Here is a 23,436-nt window from a genome sequence, read left to right on the forward strand (position 1 = left end):
CGGGTTGGTCGGCGGTCGTTGGTGCGGGTTTGTGTTTTGCTCGTGGCATGGTATCCCCTTACAAGCCTATTCTGGAAATGCTCGTCTTTGGGTTGGGAACCAAATACACACGCTATTGTACAGTCTCTCGCGTGCCGTTTGTAACTCGCACACCCCGCCCAACTCATGTGCCAATTACTCGCACACCTAAACCAACCCGCGTGCCGATCACCCGCACGCCCGAAGTTACCCGCACGCCTTGGCCGACCCCACTTGCAACCCGCACGCCATTAGCAACACGTACACCCGAAGCTACCCGCACACCTTGGTCTACCCCACTTGCTACTCGTACTCCACTAGCAACGCGGACACCCGAAGCCACTCGTGTGCCGATGACACGCACGCCTGAAGCTACTCGGACACCTTGGCCTACCCCACTTGCTACTCGTACTCCACTAGCAACGCGCACGCCTGAAGCAACAAAAACGCCAACTCCAACGCTTTAGTTAAATTCTAGAGCAGCCAGATTGCATATTGATCTCGCTGCTCTAGCTATAAAAATAGTACTCAAGATTAAATAAGCATTTTCGATTTTTGTACGAGTGGTAATAATTAAATATCGTCAATATAGGATTAAAGAACCACTCAATTGACATATCGATTAATCGAATACTTCGTTTCTCTCAATAGCAATCCTATTTTGGTGAAGGAGTATTCAATGTTCAGCTTTCGATCGATCTCAAGCAAGCAATTAACTCTATTTGCAAACAGTGTGGGATTATTGTTAATCGCAGGTTGTAGCCAAACAATCCAACAAACTCAGAATTCCAGCAATTATCCTGCACCACAAGCTACGGCAACTGCTTTGATCGCTTCAGCCACCCGCACACCCCGACTAGAGCCAACGAAAACCAAAACTGCTACCGCAGTGGCAAGTCCCACCCGTCCAGATGCCTACCCTCAGCCCACTAAAACTATGGTTGTTGTTGCGACCAGCACACCACGGCCTCAACCAACTAAAATCGCCTCACCTGTGCCAGCAACTCCAAGCCAAACCGTGGTTGCAACCCGCACGCCACGGCCTGAACCAACATTAACGCCACGGCTAGCGCCAACTGCAACCAGCATCCCACCAGTCAATCCTTATCCCCAGCCAACCGTTGGTACACAGCCAACGCTTGTAATTCAGCCAACAGCTGGCGTTCAACCAACAACTGGAACGCAACCAGAATCAACTCAGACACCACAGTCAGAACCGACCGAGCAACCAGAACCAACCGAACAATCGGAGCCAACCCGCACGCCACGGCCAGAGCCAACTGCCAATCCCTATCCACAGCCACAGCCAACCCGTACACCACAGCCGCAACCGACGGCCAACCCCTATCCGCAGCCACAGCCAACCCGCACGCCCCGCCCTGAACCGACGGCCAACCCCTATCCGCAGCCACAGCCAACCCGCACGCCCCGCCCCGAACCAACTCAGCATCCCTATCCATAGGCTACAACACAGCACGGGCGATCGAATTCTTGATCGCCCGTGCTGCAATCTTTGACTATATCGTCGATTGCTCAAGCCAAGCTTTAGAATCTTCATCAAAAGTAGGATCATCATAAAGACTAGGCATATGACAGTCAATAATAAGATTATCCATTTGCTCTAAAAAATCTAACCCTTCTCGTGTGATGCTATTAATATCTGTTTGACGATCTCGATTTGTATATCCTTGCCCATATATTTTAGTCATATGTGTTTGTATAAATGATCTTAAGTCAAGATTATCATTGAAGTTTTTATATCTGGAATATAAATCATTTGTTGTCAATGGATTCGCTTTTAATAGTTCTAATATTTTATATATATTAATTTTATCTATAGATGTTTGTATAAACGGCAGTACATTAAAGTAATTATCAGTATTTGGATTTATATCTATAACATCTGGAACGCTAATAAACTTTTCATGTTCTTTACCTTGAGTAATAATATATTGTTTATTTGATTTATTCGTAAGTTGAGCCATTGACATTAATGCCAAATTTATTACATTTGCCCCTCCGGTAAGATTACACCAAATTTCTTTTCCTTGCCGATTAGGAGCTGAAAAATGATAGGTAACTCTTATCACTCTTTTAAGGCATTCTTGGAAATTATTTATATTTAACTTACACCAATAAAGCTTGCGTTTTTTCTTAGGGTCAAAATTTTTCCATTTTGTCAATAATACTCGCTCTATTTCAGTACGAACATCACCTGGTGAAGCGTTACCTATATAGTCAAATGCATTCAATTTTCGTTCAACAACTTCAGGACTAGAGAATAAAACTAATGCTTCAATGTAGCCTGCGTTTTTTTCCGAATGATTAATCCCGCCACTATTTTTAAACAAACGTTGAATCGATTCTGGTGGATTGGGTTTGGCACTCATTTGCAGAGCTTTTTCAATATAATCAACTGCGCAAGTTACTGCTCCAACCGAACGTCCTACACCCATAAAATGGTAAACACCCATTCGACCCTCCAAATATGGTCATTGGTTGGTTTTTAGAGTTGTTCGAGCACGGCGCTCTCTTGGCCGAGCATTGAATAGAGGTTACTCAATAAGCCCTCTTGGGGATTGATGCGATAGCTTGGCTCTAACATCACTTGACCCATCGGATTCGGCAAATAGATCGTAATTGGTTGATCGCCTTCGTAGCCGCGTAACACCCGATCAATCTCTTGCATGCGCCGAATATCAGTTTCGGTGTTGCCTGAGCGTGGCAAATAAATGTGCAGATGATAACGCGGCCCACTTGCAATCGCTACGTTGCTGCTATCTTCAGGCGCTGCAGTTGGCGCAACACTGACTTTACGTCGTGGCCGTGGCACAATGGTAACTGCGGCTGGGGTGGCTTCGCCGTGGCCGTTGCCATTGGGATAATGCCCGTTGCCATTGCCATTACTTGCAGCATAGCCATTGCCATTCGCTGGGGCTGAATTAACGCTGGGTGTGCTCATAGCTGGACGTACCTCAACATACACATCTTCATTGAATGGTTCCTCTGGCATTGGTGCGCCATCATCAAGATACTCGGGCATAGCCTCAACTGCGCCAACCGAACGCCGTACCGCCACCGTAGCCGTAGGCACAGCCTTATTATTCGTTTGTTCAACCTTGAAAGCCGTAACCGATTCAAGCATCAACTGCATTTCGTCGCGGCGATTATCAACCTTGGCCGTAATTTGCACAATCGCATCATCAACCAACAGCTCGGCATATTGCTCCAAGGTTCGCGGAAAGGCCACAAATTCAATTTCGCCCTCAAGATCCTCGACCTTGCCCACCATCATCGAATCGCCTTTTTTGGTTTGGATGCGCTTGGTATTGTTAATCATGCCAATCAAGCGGATGGTTGTACCAATATGCTTTTTATCGATCATGCCAAGGCTGATCCGGCCAGGATCGTGCGGGGCATTGGCTAAGGCTTGAGCCATGGGATGCGCAGAGATATACATTCCCAATAGCTCTTTTTCCCAGTTCAGCAATTCGCGCTGCATTTCGAGGCCAGTTGTGGCTGGAGGGAAGGGAATTGGTGCGATCGTCGGAGTGCTGGTTTGTTCGCCGCCGCCCAGCATATCAAACAGGCTATTTTGGCCTGCTTCACGGGCTTTTTGGGTTTCATGGCCAGCACTAATCGCCCGATCAAGAATCGCAAGTTTCTGGTGACGTGTGCCAGGCAACGAATCCATCGCACCACACTTGACCAAACTTTCCATCACGCGCTTGTTGAGCACCCCGCGATCAACCCGCGCACAAAAGTCTTCGATGCTGCTGAATGGGCCGCTTTCGTCGCGAACTTTCAAAATGGCCTGAATCGGGCCAATCCCAACGTTGCGAATTGCACTCAGGCCAAAGCGAATTCCACGATTGTATTTGATGCCTTCGGGCAGTTCGCCAGCAATATCAACAATCGTAAAGCCTTCTTTGCTACCATTGACATCGGGCGGCGAGACGGCCACGCCCAAGCGCGAGGCTTCGGCCACGCTCTTGGCAACTTCGTCGATCTCGCCCGAAGCGGCTGAGAGCGTTGCAGTCATATATTCGGTGGGATAATTATTTTTGAGCCAAGCCGTTTGATATGAGAGCAAACCGTAAAGTGTCGAGTGCGGACGGTTGAATGAATAGCCAGCAAATGGCAGAATCAGTTCCCACAGTTCATCGGCTTGGGCTTGGGTTAGGCCTTTGCGTAAACACCCTTCTTTAAACCGCACCGAGTTTTCCGCCATCAGTTCTTTGTTTTTCTTGCTGATAGCCTTAATCACGATATAGGCTTCACCAAGCGTATATTCGGCAACTGCTTGGAGCAATTGCATAATTTGTTCTTGATAAACGATAACCCCGTAGGTATCTTCAAGAATTGGCTTGAGAATCGGGTGAATATATTTGATCGCGTGAGGATTATTTTTGTTGTGAATGTAGACTGGAATTTGTTCCAGCGGGCCTGGCCGATAGAGCGCCACCATACCGTACAAATCATCGACCCGGGTGGGCTTGAGTTGCACGAGGTAACGAGTCATGCCCGCCGATTCAAGCTGGAAGACATCGACGGTCTCACCGCGACCAAGCGCTTCAAAGGTTTTCTTATCATCAAGCGGAATATCCGAGAGCCACATGGTTTGGCCGGTGGTTTGCTCGATTAGTTGCAAGGCTTCGGCGGCCACCGACAGGTTGGTCAAGCCCAAAATATCCATTTTGAGCAAGCCCATTTTGGCCAGCGTCGGTCCTTCAAAAGCGGCCATTACCCCATGTTCATCTTTGGTGGTGCGTTGCAATGGCACCATGTTTTCGAGCGGATGGCGACTAACGACGACCCCACAGGCATGAGTTCCGACGCTCTTCATGCGCCCTTCAACTTTACGTGCCCAATCCATCAATTCGCGCAATTTGGGGTCGGTATCATAAATTTGCTTCAGTTCGGGTACTTTATCCAGCGATTTGGCGATCGTCATGCCCACAGGCAAGGTAGGAATTAATTTGGCAACTCGATCAACCTCACTGAGCGGAATATCAAGCACGCGGCCCATATCGCGCAAGGCTGCTTTTGCGCCTAGCGTGCCATAGGTGATAATTTGGGCCACATTTTCACGGCCATATTTAGTTGCAATATAATCGAGAATTTCGCCACGCCGCGCATCGGCAAAGTCGGTGTCGATATCGGGCATTTCCAAGCGTTCGGGCGAGAGAAAGCGTTCGAACAGCAGCTTGTTCTGCACCGGATCAACATCGGTAATGCCTAAGCAGTAAAGCACCAACGAAGCACCTGCCGAACCCCGGGGCAGACATGGAATCCCATTTGAGCGGGCAAATTTAACGTAATCCCAAACGATCAACATATAATCCGGAAAGCCAGTTTGATTGATTACGTCAAGTTCATAACTCAGGCGCTGCACATATTCCTCAGTGGGATTGCCATTACAGCGCTTGATCAAGCCTTCTTCGCAAATCAGCCGCAAGTACGAAGCAGCATCGTGGCCTTCAGGAATATCAAATTCGGGCAATTCGACCCGCCCGAAATCGAGTTTCAGGTTACACATATCGGCGATCCGGCGGGTATTTTCCATCGGAGCCGTGCCATAGATCTTGTAGCGATCCCACATTTCATCGCCCGACATAATGTGGTAGGTTTCGTCCATTTGATAATTTTTCGAGCACAACTCTTGCAGCGTCAAGTTGAAGCCCATCGCCATCACCCGCGAATGGGTATCGAGATCTTCACGGCGCACAAAGTGAGTATCGTTGGTCGCCACCAAAGGCACATGCATTTCATTGGCGATTCGCACCAACTCTTCGTTAATTTCGACCAGTTCGGGGGTATTGTTGTGCAGTTGCAATTCGATGAAATAATTCTCAGGCCCGAATAAATCGCGGAACCATGCCACCGTTTCGATGGCTTTTTGGCGTTGTTTAGCTTGAACTTGCTGAATCACTTCGCCCGCGATACACGACGATGTGACGATCAAGCCTTCGTGATACTGCTCAAGCAACTGGCGATCGATCCGTGGCCGCGCAAAAATGCCTTTGCCCATACCATCGAGATGTGAGCGCGAGGTCAATTTCACCAAATTGCGATACCCAACCTCATTTTGAGCGATCAACAGCAAGTGATAATAATTTTTGCCGCCCTTGACCATGGGATCTTTAATCGAGTTGGGGGCGATATAGGCTTCCATACCAATAATCGGCTTGACATTGGCTTTTTTGGCGTTGGCATAAAACTCCATCGCGCCATACATCACACCGTGGTCGGTTATGGCGATGCTGTCCATCTGAAGTTCAGCCGCACGTTCGGCAATGGCCTTGGTTGTGGCATAGCCATCAAGCAAGCTATACTCCGAGTGAACGTGAAGATGGACAAAATCTTTCATAACAAACCTCTTCTATGGCTAGAGTTGCCCATAGCGAAAGCCGCCCACAAACTGGCGGCAAAAGAGCAAAAAATGCTTTACACAAATTGAGTGCAAAAGGTGGTTTTTAGGCCATCGCTATGGTAGAGAAAACGCTTATTCTCAGCTTGGTGTGTCAAGGGAGCGTGTAGTGTACTCAGAATTTGAGGTAAAAAAGCCCGTTTTGCTGGCTCCCGCTTAGTCTTTGTATTATACCATAGCTGTTTGTGGATAACTACGTGAATAAGCTGTGGATTAAAGGTGTAAAACATTATGTCGAGGTTTCTGCATAATCGCAGCTAGTAGGTTAAACCCCAAGTGGGTTTGATCAAGTGACATCAATCAAACCCACTTGGGTAGCCTCAACAGCGATTAATCAACGTCTTATTTAGCGCGCAACCTGCGGCAAATAGAACAAATATGTTGTAGTTTCGGGCGGGACAAAGCTAAGTGCTGCCACACCCAACGAAGAGTCGCACCAAGGTTGTAGCATCCCAACGCGCTAACGTACCAGTCGTAACCTTATCGAAGCGCTCGAACAGCCCATCAAGATATAAAAAGAATGATCGGCAACCAATACTTTCAGCACTTGATCGAAGGTTGCAACTCATTGACAGTTTGTTCCATTGAAACGGCACGATTGATCATGGGCCAGTAAAGCGAATTTAAAAACCCTACTCCCAAAAAGCAGCAGGGTTAACGTAGCAGTTGCTCAGCCAACGATTTAGAGCCAAGCCACCAACACATAGTAGACCAACGGCGCAGTGAACAGCAGCGAATCAACCCGATCAAGCAAGCCGCCATGGCCAGGAATCAGATTGCCAGAATCTTTGACTCCTGCTTGGCGTTTTAACAACGATTCAGCCAAATCGCCGAGCGTGCCACCACCCGCCCCAATCACCCCCAGAATAATTGCTTGAACGAGGGTTAATGGCATACCTAAGAGTGCCACAATCCCAATTCCGGCAGCAATTGAGGCGATTGTACCGCCCACAAAGCCTTCCCAAGTTTTTTTGGGGCTAAGCACTGGAGCCAGCTTATGTTTACCAAAGGTGCGGCCTGCAAAATAGGCTCCAGTATCTGAGGCCCAAGTCACGGCGAAGGTGGCATAGATCCAAGCAGCACCCGTTTCAATATTGAGCGAGCTGAGCGGGCCGCCACTGAGGGTTGGGCTGGTTGCAGCACGCAGCAAAACAAAATGGCTAAGCATTGCGCCAGCATAAATTGCGCTGCCCAAACTGGCTGCCCAAGCATCAAGAGCGCCTGTGCGTTCCCGCCGACTAATTTCATAGATCAAACTAGCCATCGCGCCCAAGGTCACGACGGCTCCGGTTAAATTAACGTTGGTTTGTGGTTGAGCTACTGCCGCAGCCACAAAGGCCAAACCAAGGCCAATCGCTAATGGCAAACGTGGATGATAGCCACCAACTCGCAAAATCCGCTGAATTTCATAGATGCCGATCACGACTGCGACGGCAATTAGGCCCGTTGTCCACCAACCGCCCAACCACACAATGATCAATACGACTGGAGCTAATACCAAAGCGCTTGCAATTCGCGTGCCCAACGTGGCCTCCTCTATGGGTTTATAGGCTGAGAACGTTGGTTAGCATACCACGAATTAACGTCCCCAAAAATGCAACACAATATCTTGATCGAAGGTTTTTTGGCCATAATCATGCAATATTCGCAAGATTTGTGCCCGATGATCGGTTGCATGATTGGCAAGTTGGACTAAAACCTGCCAGTGGGCCAAATTCATGCCTGGCAATACGTCGGCCAATTGCTCATCGCTCAATTGATCGACATAGGTGGTTACTTGGCTGCGCATCTGATTAAACACGTCGCGCACGCTGGCAATCGTTGGATATTCCAGCGGATCAAGATGTTTTGGCCGCTCACCTGTTTGCAAACCTGTAAGCCATGCTCGTTCGACGCTGGCGATATGCACCAAATGATTGCGCAACGAACCCTGCGAATAGGGGTAATCAGCGCAAAATTGTTCGTCACTCAAGCCCTCAATACTACTCCAAATCCGTTGATCAAAATCGGCGTTGTAAGCCAATAAGCCTTTGATAACCGTCAATGCTTGCATCACCCACCTCAACCTAAAATCAATTGCTTAGCATCATAGCTTAATCGTTGTATTTTGTGAACAGATGTGCGCAATTAGTTTATTTTTCAGGCTCTGCTTAAAATGGAATTCGCAAAAGCTCTCGCATATGGCTGCTTACCCAAAATCGTCCTTTAGGGGGTGCAGGGGGATGAAAACACCCTGCGTTCCCCGCCTTGAGGCGGGGCGGAGGGGTGGTGATCATCATAATCTAGACAGGCGTTAACGTTGGCCTATGCCCTAAGAAAGCATCATTCATTGGGCTGATGGAAACGTTCTCGGAACGATTATAATGCGCATATTGGCATATCATGGTTTTTGCAAGCAAAGCTAGGCAGGTTATGGAGCAGCAGGACATCAACGCCAACGTGCGGCATAATGTGGTCGTGAATGTGGCCGATGGGGCATTTTTTGGGGCGGCCACGGGCATCGCCTCGTTTGTGACGGTTATTCCGCTATTTATGCATACCTTGACCGATTCGGCCACCTTGATTGGCTTGGTTTCGGCAATTCACTCGGTTGGTTGGCAGTTACCCCAATTATTAACTGCTCGGCGCGTTGCTTCGTTGCGGCGTTACAAACCCATGGTGCTGCTCATGACGATCAACGAGCGCTTGCCCTTTTTTGGTTTAGCCTTGATTGCCTGGTTTGCTGCTGATTTAGGCCGCGAATTAGCCTTGTGGCTGGCCTATATTTTGTTGATTTGGCAGGGCTTGGGCGGTGGCGTAACCGCGACCGCTTGGCAAACCATGATCGGCAAAATTATGCCGCATCGCTGGCGTGGTACGTTCTTTGGGGTGCAATCAGCCGCTGCCAATTTGCTCGCCAGCGTTGGGGCGGTCGCTGCTGGGGTTATTTTGGATAAATTACCCTCGCCGCTTGATTTCGTGGTCTGTTTTGGGGTTTCAGGTGTGGCGATGTTTATTTCGTGGTCGTTTTTGGCTTGGACTAAAGAACCAAGCCGCGAGCCAGAACATACCCATGGCAGCCAACGTGATTTTTGGGCCAGCATCGCCAATATTCTCAAGCGCGATCGTAATTTTCGCTGGTTTTTGGCCTCGCGGATTATCTCGCAGCTTGGCTTGATGGCGACGGCATTTTTCACAGTATATGCAGTGCAACGCTTCGGGCTTGATGATCAGACTGCTGGCATTATGACCGCGCTCTATTTAATCATCCAAACGGTTGCCAACCCAATCATGGGCTGGCTTGGCGATCGGATTGGCTATCGGCGGGTAATGGAAGTTGGAGCATTGTTAGCCTTAGTTGCAGGCATGGGTGCGTGGTTAGCACCAGCTTTGGGTTGGTTTTATTTAATTTTTGCGATTGCTGGGGTGGCCAACGTTGCCTTTTGGACGATGGCCATGGCTATGACTTTAGAGTTCGGCAGCCTTGCTGAGCGGCCAAGCTACATTGGTTTAGCCAACACCTTGACTGCTCCAGCAACTTTAGTCGCACCGTTGATTGGCGGTTGGTTGGCTGATTCAGCGGGCTACAATTACACGTTTGCGCTAGCGGCAGCTGGCGGTTTGCTAACGTGGCTGATTCTACGTTTTGCCGTGCGCGATCCCCAATCTGCCCACATGATCGAAGCTCATGCTGAGCCACAGGTAGTTGTGGCTTCGTAAGCACTTTTTATCGTGATCCACGAAGGACACAAAGAACCACAAAGGGAGTAGGCTATTGACTATTGACTTTCCAACCAATCTCCGATAGCTCAAAGCCAATAGCCTACTCCTTATGCTCTATGCTCTATGTGTAATGGTTTATTGGGTTAGCAACGGCCAGCATGCCCTCACCCCCTAGCCCCCTCTCCCGCACGCGAGGCGAGGGGGAACCGCTCCAGGAGTGCTCCCCTCGCCCGCCGCAGTGGGCGAGGGGCTGGGGGTGAGGGAACGAGCACTGGTTGTCAATCCAATGAACCATTATATCTATGCTCTTTGCCCTATGTTCTATGGTTACCCTCGGCGGGCTAGCTCGGTGGCAATTGGCAAGGTTACCCAAAAGGTTGTGCCACGACCAAGCGTGCTAGTGGCCCAAATTCGCCCGCCATGCAATTCGATTAAGGCTTTGGTGATCGACAAGCCTAAGCCTGTACCGCCAATTTTGCGGGTGGTTGAGTTATCGACACGGAAAAAGCGCGTGAACAGCTTAGGCAAATCTTCTTCGGAAATGCCCATGCCTTGGTCGCGCACTGCAATAATCACTGAGCGCTCGTTGGGCAAGGGCGGTGCACCAGGCGGCACTTTGCGCAATTCACGCACAATTAATGCCACTTGGCCACCATTGGGCGAATATTTGATCGCGTTCGAGAGCAAGTTGGTCAAAATCTGACGCACTTTATCTTTATCAGCAAAGATTGGCGGAATGCCCTCGGGAATGTCAATTAACAAACGATGCTTTTCAGACAGCATTTCGTTGAGTTGCTTGGTAATTTCACGAATAATTTGGTGCAGCGACACCACCCAACGATTCAGCTTGATCTGGCCTGCATCCAAACGCGAAAGATTCAACAGATCATCGACCATCTTCGAGAGTTGGTTGGCTTGATCATAGACGGTTTGCACAAACTCTTGACGTTCAATCGGCTTGAATTCACGCGCTAACAGCAACTCGGTATAGCCCAAAATCGAGGTTAGCGGGGTGCGCAATTCATGCGATACCACCGACACAAACTCATTCTTCATCTTGTCGATTTCACGTTCGCGGGTCACATCTTCAATCACCACCAAGCGCCCAGTAATTTGGTGCTGGGCATCTTTAACTGGGGTTGAACGCAACTTTAGATCTTGCAATGGTTCGCTCAAACGCAGGGCTAATTCGAGGGTTTCATCGGGTTGGGCTTGGCATTCAGCAAAAAAATCGGTCAATTCCAAGGGATGCGACAGCCGTTTGAGTAGCAAGGGCAAAATATCCCATGGCAAATACAGCGCAGTTTCATCGGCAGGCTGCTCAATTTGCCAAAGCTGATACCATGCTGGATTGGTGCGCAAAATCCGGCCTTCGCCATCGGTCAAGGCCAAGCCCAGTGGTAAGCTAGCCAAGGTTTGTTGCAATTGCATGCGGGCTTCGAGCAATTCGCTATAACTGGTTGCCCGTTGCAATGGCCGCGCCGCCACATCAGCCAAGGCCTGAATAAAATAAAGATCGCGAGTGCTAAAGATTGGCTCACGATTGGTCGAAAGCACCAGCACCGCCCATGCCTCGCCCTCGACCCGCACCGGCACAACGATTTCGGCCCGCACATCGGGCGTAGAAAGTTGCCATTCGCTATCATGAGCAATATCGGTTAACAAAGCAGCCTTGCCAGTTCGCGCCACCCGCCCCACCACCCCAACATTCCAAGGCCACGACGTTCGTTCGCTAATTCCAGCGGTTGGCGGATAGCCCTGCGAGGCAATCAAGCGATATTCGCCATGCTCACGATCAACCAAATTAATCGCTCCAGCACTGGCTTTGACGCTGTGGATGGCCCGCTGCAAGAGCGTGGTCAACAACGTTGTAACATCGGGGGCAATTTCTAAATCGTGGGTTAATGCCCGTACATCAAGCTGCTGCTCGCTGCTGGTATGATGAATCGGTCGCCCCCAGTGGGCTTCGCCGATCGCGGTGGCCAGCAAGGGCAACAAATTGCTCAATAAGGTGCGTTCGCTAGCGCTAAATGTGCCGTTGCGACGGGCTTCCAACACGCCCCACAAGCGGCCTTCCCACTGAATCGGCAACCCCAAATAGCACTGTATATCGGCTTGCCATTCGCTGGCAACAATCGCGCTGGTAGTAAATGGGCTTGGCGGCAAGGCTGGAGCAGTGTGTTGATCGATCACGACTGGTTGTCGCCGCCGCACCACCTGCATCATACGGGTGTTATCCCAAACGGCGCTGGTGCGATGCAACGGCAAAACCACTTGCGGACGAGCATCAGGCTCGTTTAATAAGGTTAAGCGTAAATCAAGCTGAGGATAGCTATCCGCCAACAGCCCAAAACAATGCTGCATGCGCTGTTCAAAAGGTGTGGTTGCAAGCAAGGTTTGGGCTAGGCTACTAAATAAAGCAAGCGTTGACATAGAATCCTCAAGGCTGTAATCTGACTCAGATTTTAGTGGGCGTGCGGAATTTGGTGACCCTGCTCGAATAGTTCGCTGGCGGCCAAGGCAGCGCCGATAATTCCAGCATTATTTTGCAGTGTGGCTGGAACCAAGGGTGCTTTGGTTTGCAAATACTGGCCAAATTTATCAAAGCGCTTGCTAACACCACCGCCCATAATCAACAAATCGGGCGAAAAGAGCGCTTCGATGCGAGCTAAAACCTCGTTGACCTTCTCGGCCCATTTCGGCCAATCCCAGCCTTTTTCCTCGCGCACCCGATCCGAAGCGCGATGTTCAGCATCTTTGCCGCGAATTTCCAAGTGGCCCAGCTCGGTATTTGGCACCAACAAGCCTTGGACGAATAAGGCGCTGCCAATGCCAGTGCCAAAGGTCAGCATCATCACCACACCGTTATGTTCCTTGCCCGCGCCATATTTCATTTCGGCCAAGCCCGCCGCATCGGCATCGTTGAGCATATGAAACGGGCAGCCAGTCGCTTGCTCAAACAATTGATCAGCATTTGCGCCAATCCAGGTTTGATCGACATTGGCGGCGCTGAGGGTATAGCCATTTTTGACGATTGCCGGAAAGGTACAGCCAATTGGGCCATGCCAATTTAATTGCTGCACTAATTGCTGAACAGTTTGTGCAACTGCCTCGGGGGTTGCTGGTTGGGGCGTGCTAATTCGCAGGCGCTCGCCAATCATCGTGCCTTGCACGACATCGACCAGCGCCCCTTTGATGCCTGAACCACCAATATCAATGCCCAAAATTGCCATTGCCCTACCTCACTACTAGCCATGAATTGCTCTATTGTACTACGCTTGCAGCGCAATATCTGCCATGGTGGATTACCAAACGCCAACAATTGGTATTAGGGGCTAGGATGAAAATCAAAAGGCAGAAGGCAAAAAAATAAAAGTAGGCTAGCGGGGGTTGATGTTAACTCAGAGGCGCAGAGAGAGGCTGATGGCTATAGGCTAGCGGAACAATTATTGAAATTTCACAATTGAGCAATCCAAAAGCCAATAGCCTATAGCCACATTAGTGTCCTTCGTATCCTTCGTGGATTAATATTGAACACAGAAGCATAACCAAACAGTGTTTATGCTTAATGGCTCATACTTTTTGTAAAGATGTCCATTCTAACCAGCGTTGCAGGTAATCCATCCCAAATTGCAGCGCCTCATCCAGTGAATCAAATGATCTACGAAAATCATTTGGGCCAAAATATGGAATATTGTAAGCTCTAGTAATAAACCATATCCCATCTTCTTGATCAATTTCGAGATCCGTAGTTATAGAAAAGTTTTGTCCTCTAATCCCCCATTTAGGTGGACACAGAATTTTTGATTCTTCATCAGCAGTAAGTTTACGCATAAAGGAATATCTGTATTTTCTTTCTTCGAATGCTACTGACTTTACCCATAAAAATCCATGTTCTTCGAGCTTATCGGTAATATATTCATCAATATTCATAGAGATAACTTTGCTTCCTTCAGAAAATCACGTATAATACGAAATCCATGTATTTGTTCTTCATCAGAATATCTATCCCAAAAACACAATACTCCCATATGAATGATAATCCGATTAATACCAAGATTTTCCTGATAATTTCTAGCCCTAATAAGTTCAAATAAAATCTGTAACCGCCTTACAATTATTTCATCTAAATATGGTTCTTCTGTCTTCCAAATCGCATTTGAAATATAATAGCATGCATATTGATCTTGTTTATGATTAAATGCCCAGTCATCATAGAAATACATCTTGCCAAATGTATCTTGTCTTAGACCTGTTTCACACCCATAACGATCACAGTCCATAATCGACGTAAGTGTTGCTGTTGAACTAGTTTCCTCTACTGATATATCTAATATCGATGATACAATTGATATGTTCTCCATATGAATAAAGATATTCTTAATCACATCAATAAATGTATTTTTATTATATCTTGGAGGAATTAAGCAAATATTTATCATTGTGATATCACCAATCTGCTCCCTAGGTTGATTTATAGTTCAAAGCCAAACCAACAATGAATCGTTGGCTTCGCTTGTAAATAACAATTCAGCGGATCTTCCCATAATTTAGCGGTTGAAAGACCTCCAGCATTATCATACATCCAAAAACGTCTAGTGGTAATAATGCAATCATGGAAGCAAAGCAAGGAGTTTTTACCTTGACGAATTAATTGAATTGATTGGCGAATATACAGGCCAAACATAATAATTTGGTTGGCCGAATCGGTTTGTTGCACTTCGATCAACGCTGTTGCTTCCCAAGGCCAAAGATCGAGTATTCCCGTCAGGCCCAAGCGATTAAAGGTAAAACGATAGTGGGTTTGATAATCGTCTTCCTCAGGCAAGACTTCTAAACCATCGATCAGATCAATCACATCCCATTTAAGTTCTTGGCCCATCCAGCTTCCTCCCTCTAACCATCACGCTTGAGACAACCCCGACCCATCGCGATCTCAATTTGCTCAATAGTAGCCATAAGCTCGGCTGGCGCTAGCAGCCACTCGCCTATAGCCCGTCGATACAACACCAATAAAATCTGGATTGATGTATCAAATAAGAGTGGGCGTAATGGGTGGTTGGTTGAGTTGTAATAACCGAGCATTGCCTCAATCAAGGCTTTTAATTGGGCTGGTTGATTGAGAATAACATCACCTGCTGAATATGTATAAAAGCCACTGGGCTGACGAAACATTTTTTCAAAGGCTTGAATTTGCGCAAAGAAAAGTTGACCAGCATTAAGTCCAACCTGCCAAAGTAGAATGTTGTCACCTTCTTCGCTCGTTTCAGCTAAAAACCATGGATCATATTCATAAGCCATTCCCATCATCTGCTCCTTGAAATTCCAATTTACACGTTCAGACCTTCACTTTACACCACACTAATCCACAAAGCACTCCATCTGCGGTTGGGGTTTTCAGCCGAAAGCCCAAGCTGATACCAACCTGATAAATTGCTGATTTACAACTGAAAAAGCTATGATATAATCCCCACGCTGTGTTAAATGCTGGAAAATCAGCTTTTAGCACAGTCCTCACGCCACGAAGGCGGGTTGTATCAAGAGAGTCGGTGTGGAATGCCGATGCCGCCGTTGTGGCATCTCTCCCTGAATCGTAGCAGCGTTGCTACCACCAAGTTGCATTCCCAGATGCCCAGTTTTGCATCCACCGCGTACCTCCGGAGGTTTCTGTTGCGACACATTGCCCGTTTCTTGGCGCTTGGTTGTCTGCTCGCCGTGAGCATGACCCCCATCCGAGCGCAGGCGAACCCAACCTTGTGGGCTGCTGCTGCATCAACTGACACCCTCGTTCTTGCTTCTGGTCAACTGACCCTCGCCCCAAATGCGGCCCAAGCGGCTGCGGTTTATGGCTCATACGCCCGTTTTGGAATGTTCGATAGTGCTCCGCAAAGCATCGCTCCCGCCAATCAAGTAACTGTCACATGGGGCGCAACTGTGCCTGCTGCTGCCAGCGTGCGGGTCGATGTGCGTGGCTTCAATGGCCAACGCTGGAGCGATTGGACGCTCGATGTGCAATCGGGCCAAACTGTAGCTTTTACCACGATTGCCCGCCAAATTCAATATCGTTTGGTATTATTGGCGAATGAGGCTGCGCCAGTCGTTGATTTTGTGCAACTTGCGCCCAACACGCTTGCTGAAAGCGCTGCCATTCGCATTATGGAAGATGAGCCGATTGCCCCAACCTACCACATTCGAGCAACCCGCATGGGCTTGGTTGGTGATCGCACGGCCAACGGCCATATCATTCAGCCAAACGATTGGTTTGTTTCATTGCCATCGTTTCGCTCACTCTCATCGCGCGGCGGCGGCGAATACATGGCACGGCTTTCATATCGTGGCAAATCGATTGTTGTGCCAGTTTGGGAAGTTGGGCCATGGAATATTCACGATGATTATTGGAATGTTGAGCGCGAGAAATTTGGCGATTTGCCTGTCGGCTGGCCTCAAGATCATGCGGCCTATTTCGATGGCTACAATGGTGGCTGGGCCGAAAAAGGCCGAGTGCGATTCCCCACCGCTGCTGATGTCGGCGACGGCGCATGGGTTGCCTTGGGCATTCCATTTAACGATGAACAAGAAGAACTCGATATTACCTTCTTGTGGCTAGGCCGCGACCCTGGCGATAACCCCGACCCAATGCCTGTTGGCAGTGTTACGCCTGAGCCAGCCCCGATTGAAGAATTGCCTGCGGGCACGATTCAGGTCGATAATCAAGGCGAGCAATTCAGCCGCTCAGATGTGGTGTGGTATGAATTCTCGTGTGGCAAAAATCGCCATTCGTTCTGGACTTTCTCGACCAACAAGCCTGAAGAAGCAGTCAATAATGCTCGTTGGACGACTCCGCTCGAAGCGGGCGAATATAGCGTAACGGTGTTTGTGCCCTACTGCCCCAACGGTAAGAGCGATACAACTTCGGCGCGTTATGTTGTGCAGCATGCCGATGGCGAAACCCAAGTTGTGGTCAATCAAGCGGAACATGCTGGCAATTGGGTCGAGCTAGGCCGCTATCGCTTTGATGGTACTGGCTCAGTTAGCCTCAGTGATTTGGCCGACGACCGCATGAAAGCTATTTGGTTTGATAGCGTGCGCTGGACAAAATAAGCCTAATCATTAATCGTTACCGACAAAAAAGCAGGGCTTGGACAATAAATCCAAGCCCTGCTTTTTTGGTTAATCAGTTGATCGCTTATGGTTGCGGCGTAGCCAAGAAGTTAATCCCAACCACAGGCATGCGAATTGTGCTGCCAGCAACGGTTGAGGTAACGTTGAAGGAATAGATATTATCAAACTCGCGGGTTCCAGCAGGAGTTTCAGCTTCGGTTACATTATTGCCAGAATCAACCACCAAGTAGACTTTCCAAGTACCAGTTTGATTGAACAGCGATTGCCACACGACTAATGGACAATCGACGGTTGCGGCAGGGCAGGTTCTGCGCCAAAGCGTATTATCAGCAAAGCCATCGAGCGTAAAAGTTCCGTCCTGTGGCAAGTTTGCCCGATTAACCTCAGTGAAGACCACGCCGTATGGATAAATCCCCTCAGCGTTGCGGCTTGGTGGCACATCAGCCGAGCCAGGCGGCAAGAGGTACATATCCACATAAAAAGTACCAGACATCTCAAGATCAGCATCGAGCACATTCTCGGTATCACCTGAGCCGGGCTTAATTCCATTTTTCAAGGTTGTGCTAAATGCACTAATGCCTGCAGGGGTAACCGTAGACATTGTAGCGTTATCAACATACAAATTTGGGTGACCATCGACTTTATATTTGATTCGCACATGGCGCAAAATCGGGGTGGCTTTTGGCAAAGAAGGGTCTTGGGTCGTCATCAACGCCTGATATTGGAACCATTGGCCTTGAATGACCGGGGAACCAGCTGCCGTATTTTGGCCATTAACTGAGTATTTATCAGTACTGGGTGAACCATCGGCAGTTTGCCATTGGGCCGACTCTAAACCTGCGCGGGTTGTGGCCAGCCGATATTGCATTTGAATATCGGTATTAATTGGGTCTTCGGGCGGCACTGATTCAATCGTTGCATCCCAGATCAGTTGCTCAATAATTGCAGGTGCCCGTAATTGAACCGGCGGTGAGCGGTAGATCCCAGGCGAAGGATAGCCACCAGAATTAAAATCGAAGTCGTCGGCAGTCCCAACCTTACCAAAAATTACGTCATTCTGATAGGTTGTTCCAAGCCGAATGCCCCCATACATATAGGCGACTGGGCGATTTTCAATCCGAATCAACTCAAGCCCATGCGAAGCTCTGGCTTCATCGGCTTCAAGGGCATTTTCCGAAACTCGGAAATTGCTCTGACCAAAGACTGGTAAGCTAAAGCCATTCACATTAATGTAGGACGTATAGATCCGATTGGTTGGATTACCAATCGTGCCTTGGCGACCGCCAACCACATAGATTTTTTGGTTAACCCCAATGACCCGTGGGCCTGAAAGCGGCTCGGGCAAAACATAGCGCTGCGATTCCCAAGTAAGCATACCTGTGTTGCGATCGAGCCGACCAAGGAATGCTTGGGCCGAGCCTTCACGAGTAATCGAACAGCCGTTGGCTTGGTCACCGCTGCCCAATTCGAAGGTTCCACCAACAACCAACAAGGCGCGATAGGTGCTAGTATTGGTTTGGGTGATACTTTCAGTTGTAACTGCATCAAAGTTGGTGGCATCCATGGTATGCAAGCCAACTTTATCATCACAGCCACTGGTAGGGGTAAACATATCGGGCGTAATTGGTAGGTCGGGCATCGATTGCCATGGCCCAAGCACCCCATTTGGCCCCACCAAGGTCCGGCGAACCGTGCGACGAGCAAAAACTGGAGCAAATAAAATTGAGGTATCGCGGGTTCGGCCACCAATCAGGTAAATATAGGTCTGACCAGTATCAGTGGTATAGGCAGTTGCTGTTGTATTAATCAATTTTTCGCCAACGGTCAGGGCTTGGGTTTGCCATGCGCCTAAATTACCGTTAGCATCAATCACGCTTGAGTAAATCGTATCAACATATTGGCTATCCAGATCCGATGCGTTTTGACCACCGAAGGTATAAATAATCCCTCGATTTGGGTCGCTGGTGTGGGTGATGGCCACGGTACTCATCCGGGCTAGAGCCAGCGGCAAGGTTTGGGAGCTTTGTGTCCAAGGGGTTGTTTCACCGCCAAGGCTCAAAACCGATGTTTGGCAAACATCTGAAACTGGGGCAAGCACCCCTGCCGAAGAAGCAATGCCACCAATGGTATAGAGATGATTTTTAAAGCTGGCAGTTCCCATATCAGCCAAGCGGCGGCAGATTGTATTATTGGCATCAGTCCATTGTGCCAATGCGCCTTGGGGAATCAGCTGAACCCCACCATAGGAAACCCCACCAATTACTTGATCCTGTTGGGTTAGACCGGTCAAGCCAAAATAGCCGCTCGCAAAATCACCAGCATTCAGCGAAATGGTGGCATTCAGTGAGATTGCCGAAACCGAAGAAACTAAAGTAACCACAAGGGTAACAATAATGAGAAATGAGGATAGTACTCGTTTGCGCTGCCTATTGCGAACCATAGTAAACTCCTTACTATTGAATACGCACAGCCATTGGCTGTGCGTATTCCATGACCTCTCGATAATTGTACTAGAACTTAGCTTATTCTGGGCAGAGTCCCTTGAACGCTTCGTTCTCAGCGATGATCAAGGTATATTTGCCCAAGTCAATCATGCCTTCAGCATCTTCAGGAATACTGAATGGAATCGCATTGCGGTACACAATATCCTCTGGTGCTTGCAAGCGATTGTACAATTGTGGCAAGTAGGTTGTGCCTGCTAAGCGTGGGTCACGGGTAGAGTTATACATGTTTGGATCAAGCGTTTCGCCTGCACCCAAGGGGAATTCACTCCAAGCCGTTACCCTGCGCTCAGCAATAAAGCTATAGTTGCCTGGCTCTGGTACTCTAAAGATTAAGCTACCAGTAGTTGAAGCCTGCATATTGCCCATCCCAGCGACGACTGCGCCAGTGCTATCGCGAACAGTAATCTTGGCCGAGGCTGCTGGAATCAGTGCATCACGCTCATAACATGGTTGGGCCAAACTCTCAAGAATCGCGGTAAGCGCATAGTTGAGCGAATTTGGGTCTTTGGCATAGAATGCGCCACCAGATGAAGCAATCCGATCAATCCGTAAGTCTGAAAGACCATAGGTTTGTTGGTCGCCCACTAAGATTGCCACGATGCTAATTGGCCGCTTCGGTGAAACCCGATTACGTGCGCGATCAGAGACTTCGATCAACGAGGCAATTGGTGCCTTGGCATAGCCACTCCCGCTGCCTTCGCCATTCCATGGACAGTTGGCCTGCACATCAGGCAAGTCGGTGATTGGGTAACCACTTCCGCCAGGGGTCAATGGGTTATTTCGGCTTGGGTCGTTCGGTGCTTTACAATATTTATACGAACTGCCACTAATCGTCGTATGTTTTCTGGTTTGGCTATTTTGTTGACCAATTTGTGGGCCTTCGTACAACACGTTGGTCAAACCGTCGGTCAACATCATCATAACCAGCTTGATTGGGCGACCAAAACGATCTTTACGTGAATCCGCACCCACATTGTCGAAGTAGCGAATACCTTCATTCAAGCCAGCCGCGCCAGCCGTACTACCATCCATGTTGCCAGAGCTGATCCAGTTGATAAAGGTAGTCATTTTGGTTTTCATCGCTGTAGTACGAGTGCCGATACTGCCTATATCACTGCCAGATGGTGAATTGACAAAACCAAATGAAGGGCTATCAGTTCGAGCACCGCCACTGAACCGCACAACTGCAATCCGGTTATCGCCACCTTTACCAAACAGTTCTTCGCCAGGGAATAAGGCTGCATTGTTCATGGGTGTGCCTTCTGGGGCATTCCAAACATCGAGCATCTTATACGAGAACTTGCGCAAGAACTCTTTGACCAGATACCAGCGAGCGTTTGCATTGGTGCCACAAGTGTTCTGGTTGTTCCAGCACCAGCGCATCGAACCAGAAACGTCAACCACCAACGAAATATCATAGCTAGTTGTGGTAATACTTGGCAGATACCAAATCAACTTTTGATCAAGGGTTACCTTAACTTCAGGTGGTGTTGGTGGTAGGGGTACGTCAACACATGGACAGTTAGAATTCGAGTCAACATAGCGAAATTGAATGGTCGTTCCACTGACATGTGTCAAGATAACCCGCACAAAGCCACCTGATCGGAAGCTAGCATATTTAGGGGTTGTACCTGTATAGCTAAGTTTGCTAAAGGTTGGCAACAAAATTGGCTTACCACTCTTCAGCGCAGTCATCAACGAGCTTAAGGTTGCCGAACCTGGCGTTAGTACACTATCCGAAACTTTGATCCAGTCCTCATTGTTGATGATTCCATTATTGCTGGTATTGCTATAGCCAGCTGGAGGAGTGGTTTCGGTCAAACCTTTGATCAAATCACCGCTACCGCCCAAGGATTCCTTCAAGCGATTATCGGCATTGCTACCAGCTGTCCATTCAGCCCAAACGAAGTAGTTCTTTTCATCGATAGCATTGGTGATTTTGTTTTTTGTCCAAGTCAGGGTAACGCTTTCACCTGGCAACGTCCCCAGCATCTTATCGGTTGAGACCGCGATTGGGAAGACATAGGTCGCACATTGACACCAAGTTGCTTTATTATCGGCTGAAACTTCGAGGGTATCCACGCCTAAAGCTTGGGCAAAAATTGTGTTGCGAGCCGAGCGAACTTCCACCCGAATCCCATTGAATTCACTGGGAACACTACCGCTGAACGTTCCAACTGGATATTCAACCCGTGAGCCACGTTGGGTATAGAAGGCTCGATAGTAATTTACGGTTGGGTCGAGGTTTGGCCAATCACCAACGATTGGTTGGGCATTGGTGATACCATTCGCAGCCAAAGCTGCCTCAATTGCAGCCACAACGGCGTTATCGTTGCCATCGACACCCAATGTTTCCAAACCACTGATGGTAGCAGCAGTTGAAGCTGCTTGTTGTTGGCGTTGGCGACTAAACGCCTCACCTGTATCAATGGCTAGTGCAGCGAAACCAATCAAGACGAAGAACAAAATAGCAGAGAATACTAATGATTGTCCTGCGACTGGTTGGGCTACACGTCGCATCATGCGACTTAAGTTCATAGCCAATCCTCCGTAAAAATAAAGCTCAATACCACCATCGTGATAGATATTAACTAGGGTAAGGTATGTTGTTGAACTGCGGTTAGTTCAATCCATTGGGCACCCAATAACGATGCAAATGAGAAGAATGGTTTATAGCGATAGCGAACGCTAACGCGAATATCGCAAAATTGGCGCATCATCGTTGCGGGGTTAGCACAATCAACCGGAACACTATTTGGAACTGGACTTTTGACAAAGGCAATTGTAATTCGATCTGCTTGAACACTGGCTGGATCGGCTGCCCCATTGTTATCAAGATCAAATAGGTTGACAAAGCGTGCGCCTGTACCATCCGATGGCGCACCACTTTCGTAGCGGAGGCGGTCGCGAATTTCTTGGGTATTGATAGTTCCATCACTTCTCAGTGGGAACAATGCCCCATACGAAACGGCCTCGTAAGCTGCACCCTTCAAGCCCTGATGGGCAAAAAAGGCTAAACCAAGATCAATAATTGCTGAAAGAAAAAAGAATAAAACTGTTACGGTTAGCGCAAACTCAACCAAGGCTTGGCCTGCCTTTTTGCGCTTGTGTTTAAGCTTGAGCATGGTCAGATACCTCATTGATTAGCGGCAAACCGAGAGTGGGTCAATACTCGAAAAATCGTAGCGGACAATCGTGCGGCGCGAGGTTGCGTCAATGATCCGCCCAGTTAGGAACAAATCGCCAACCGGGGTAAGTGGTTGATATTCATACTCAACCTGCACCTGCATAATATTGCCAGCTTTACGATAGATTGTTGGGTTAGCCGAATCAACAACTTCGGCAGTATCATTGGCTGTACGCTTATATCCCATCTTAACATCAGATGGTTGGATACCAATAGTGGTGCGTAAGGCGGCTGCCCGAATCAAGCGTACACAATCGTCGTCTGCTGTATCATAGCCAATTTCAGAAAGTGCCCGCACTGGTGGCCCTGATGAAGCCTGTTCAGCTCCACGGCGGGCAGCATAGTTGGCCTGCGACCAGGAATAAACAAAAAAGCCCATTTCAATTGATGCGAATAAGAACGTCATAATAAGGGGAAAAACCAAGGCAAACTCAACAAGGGCTTGCCCTCGCGATTTTCGTTTCATACGTACC

Annotated in this window: 18 protein-coding genes and 1 pseudogene; 4 read left to right on the forward strand and 15 right to left on the reverse strand. The window is 48.6% G+C overall.

What is annotated here, in order from left to right; genetic code table 11:
* Nucleotides 1-485, forward strand: a pseudogene (locus tag ABEB26_RS02060) (hypothetical protein); the annotation flags it as partial.
* A gap of 212 nt (nucleotides 486-697) precedes the next feature.
* Nucleotides 698-1,480, forward strand: a complete 783-nt coding sequence (locus tag ABEB26_RS02065; protein ID WP_345720282.1) for a hypothetical protein — start codon at nucleotides 698-700, stop codon at nucleotides 1,478-1,480.
* A gap of 55 nt (nucleotides 1,481-1,535) precedes the next feature.
* Here ABEB26_RS02065 and ABEB26_RS02070 read toward each other — a convergent pair whose 3' ends face one another.
* The 5 genes from ABEB26_RS02070 to ABEB26_RS02090 all read right to left on the reverse strand — a co-directional run bounded on the left by ABEB26_RS02070 (nucleotide 1,536) and on the right by ABEB26_RS02090 (nucleotide 8,501).
* Entirely contained in the window at nucleotides 1,536-2,492 is a 957-nt protein-coding gene (locus ABEB26_RS02070; protein ID WP_345720283.1) for a hypothetical protein, read from the reverse strand.
* Nucleotides 2,493-2,524: 32 nt separating this feature from the next.
* Nucleotides 2,525-6,388, reverse strand: a complete 3,864-nt coding sequence (gene dnaE, locus ABEB26_RS02075) for a DNA polymerase III subunit alpha (protein WP_345720284.1) — start codon at nucleotides 6,386-6,388, stop codon at nucleotides 2,525-2,527.
* Between the two features lie 464 nt (nucleotides 6,389-6,852).
* Nucleotides 6,853-7,017, reverse strand: a complete 165-nt coding sequence (locus ABEB26_RS02080; protein ID WP_345720285.1) for a hypothetical protein — start codon at nucleotides 7,015-7,017, stop codon at nucleotides 6,853-6,855.
* 113 nt (nucleotides 7,018-7,130) lie between these two features.
* Nucleotides 7,131-7,973 (reverse strand): phosphatidate cytidylyltransferase, encoded by an 843-nt coding sequence (locus tag ABEB26_RS02085; protein ID WP_345720286.1) that lies wholly within the window; start codon nucleotides 7,971-7,973, stop codon nucleotides 7,131-7,133.
* Between the two features lie 54 nt (nucleotides 7,974-8,027).
* Nucleotides 8,028-8,501 carry a DinB family protein gene (locus ABEB26_RS02090; protein WP_345720287.1) on the reverse strand — a complete coding sequence of 158 codons (474 nt, stop codon included), beginning with the start codon at nucleotides 8,499-8,501 and terminating at the stop codon, nucleotides 8,028-8,030.
* 359 nt (nucleotides 8,502-8,860) lie between these two features.
* Here ABEB26_RS02090 and ABEB26_RS02095 point away from each other — a divergent pair, with 359 nt between their 5' ends.
* The gene (locus ABEB26_RS02095; protein WP_345720288.1) at nucleotides 8,861-10,147 is read left to right on the forward strand and encodes an MFS transporter; all 1,287 of its coding nucleotides are present in this window, start codon (nucleotides 8,861-8,863) and stop codon (nucleotides 10,145-10,147) included.
* Nucleotides 10,148-10,477: 330 nt separating this feature from the next.
* Here ABEB26_RS02095 and ABEB26_RS02100 read toward each other — a convergent pair whose 3' ends face one another.
* The 6 genes from ABEB26_RS02100 to ABEB26_RS02125 all read right to left on the reverse strand — a co-directional run bounded on the left by ABEB26_RS02100 (nucleotide 10,478) and on the right by ABEB26_RS02125 (nucleotide 15,460).
* Nucleotides 10,478-12,583, reverse strand: coding sequence for an ATP-binding protein (locus tag ABEB26_RS02100; protein ID WP_345720289.1), 2,106 nt, complete (start codon nucleotides 12,581-12,583; stop codon nucleotides 10,478-10,480).
* Between the two features lie 32 nt (nucleotides 12,584-12,615).
* Nucleotides 12,616-13,383: a polyphosphate--glucose phosphotransferase gene (gene ppgK, locus ABEB26_RS02105; RefSeq protein ID WP_345720290.1), complete on the reverse strand. Its 768-nt coding sequence runs from the start codon at nucleotides 13,381-13,383 to the stop codon at nucleotides 12,616-12,618.
* Between the two features lie 340 nt (nucleotides 13,384-13,723).
* Nucleotides 13,724-14,083: a hypothetical protein gene (locus ABEB26_RS02110; RefSeq protein WP_345720291.1), complete on the reverse strand. Its 360-nt coding sequence runs from the start codon at nucleotides 14,081-14,083 to the stop codon at nucleotides 13,724-13,726.
* Nucleotides 14,080-14,592: a hypothetical protein gene (locus ABEB26_RS02115; protein ID WP_345720292.1), complete on the reverse strand. Its 513-nt coding sequence runs from the start codon at nucleotides 14,590-14,592 to the stop codon at nucleotides 14,080-14,082. The genes ABEB26_RS02110 and ABEB26_RS02115 overlap by 4 nt, the downstream gene beginning before the upstream one ends.
* Before the next feature lie 32 nt (nucleotides 14,593-14,624).
* The gene (locus ABEB26_RS02120; protein ID WP_345720293.1) at nucleotides 14,625-15,032 is read right to left on the reverse strand and encodes a hypothetical protein; all 408 of its coding nucleotides are present in this window, start codon (nucleotides 15,030-15,032) and stop codon (nucleotides 14,625-14,627) included.
* Nucleotides 15,033-15,046: 14 nt separating this feature from the next.
* Nucleotides 15,047-15,460 carry a DUF6086 family protein gene (locus tag ABEB26_RS02125; RefSeq protein ID WP_345720294.1) on the reverse strand — a complete coding sequence of 138 codons (414 nt, stop codon included), beginning with the start codon at nucleotides 15,458-15,460 and terminating at the stop codon, nucleotides 15,047-15,049.
* A gap of 360 nt (nucleotides 15,461-15,820) precedes the next feature.
* Between ABEB26_RS02125 and ABEB26_RS02130 the strand changes: the two genes are divergently transcribed.
* On the forward strand, nucleotides 15,821-17,251 hold the full coding sequence (locus ABEB26_RS02130) for a golvesin C-terminal-like domain-containing protein (RefSeq protein WP_345720295.1): 1,431 nt from the start codon (nucleotides 15,821-15,823) through the stop codon (nucleotides 17,249-17,251).
* A gap of 85 nt (nucleotides 17,252-17,336) precedes the next feature.
* Here the strand turns inward: ABEB26_RS02130 and ABEB26_RS02135 are convergent, their stop codons facing one another.
* The 4 genes from ABEB26_RS02135 to ABEB26_RS02150 all read right to left on the reverse strand — a co-directional run bounded on the left by ABEB26_RS02135 (nucleotide 17,337) and on the right by ABEB26_RS02150 (nucleotide 23,429).
* Complete coding sequence (locus ABEB26_RS02135) at nucleotides 17,337-19,712, reverse strand: Kelch repeat-containing protein (RefSeq protein WP_345720296.1); 2,376 nt, start codon at nucleotides 19,710-19,712, stop codon at nucleotides 17,337-17,339.
* A gap of 82 nt (nucleotides 19,713-19,794) precedes the next feature.
* Nucleotides 19,795-22,314, reverse strand: coding sequence for a TadE/TadG family type IV pilus assembly protein (locus ABEB26_RS02140; RefSeq protein WP_345720297.1), 2,520 nt, complete (start codon nucleotides 22,312-22,314; stop codon nucleotides 19,795-19,797).
* A gap of 53 nt (nucleotides 22,315-22,367) precedes the next feature.
* On the reverse strand, nucleotides 22,368-22,901 hold the full coding sequence (locus tag ABEB26_RS02145) for a TadE family protein (RefSeq protein WP_345720298.1): 534 nt from the start codon (nucleotides 22,899-22,901) through the stop codon (nucleotides 22,368-22,370).
* 18 nt (nucleotides 22,902-22,919) lie between these two features.
* Entirely contained in the window at nucleotides 22,920-23,429 is a 510-nt protein-coding gene (locus ABEB26_RS02150; protein WP_345720299.1) for a TadE/TadG family type IV pilus assembly protein, read from the reverse strand.
* Nucleotides 23,430-23,436: the final 7 nt, after the last annotated feature.

The organism is Herpetosiphon gulosus (assembly GCF_039545135.1).
In the GTDB taxonomy this organism is placed as follows: Bacteria; Chloroflexota; Chloroflexia; order Chloroflexales; family Herpetosiphonaceae; genus Herpetosiphon; species Herpetosiphon gulosus.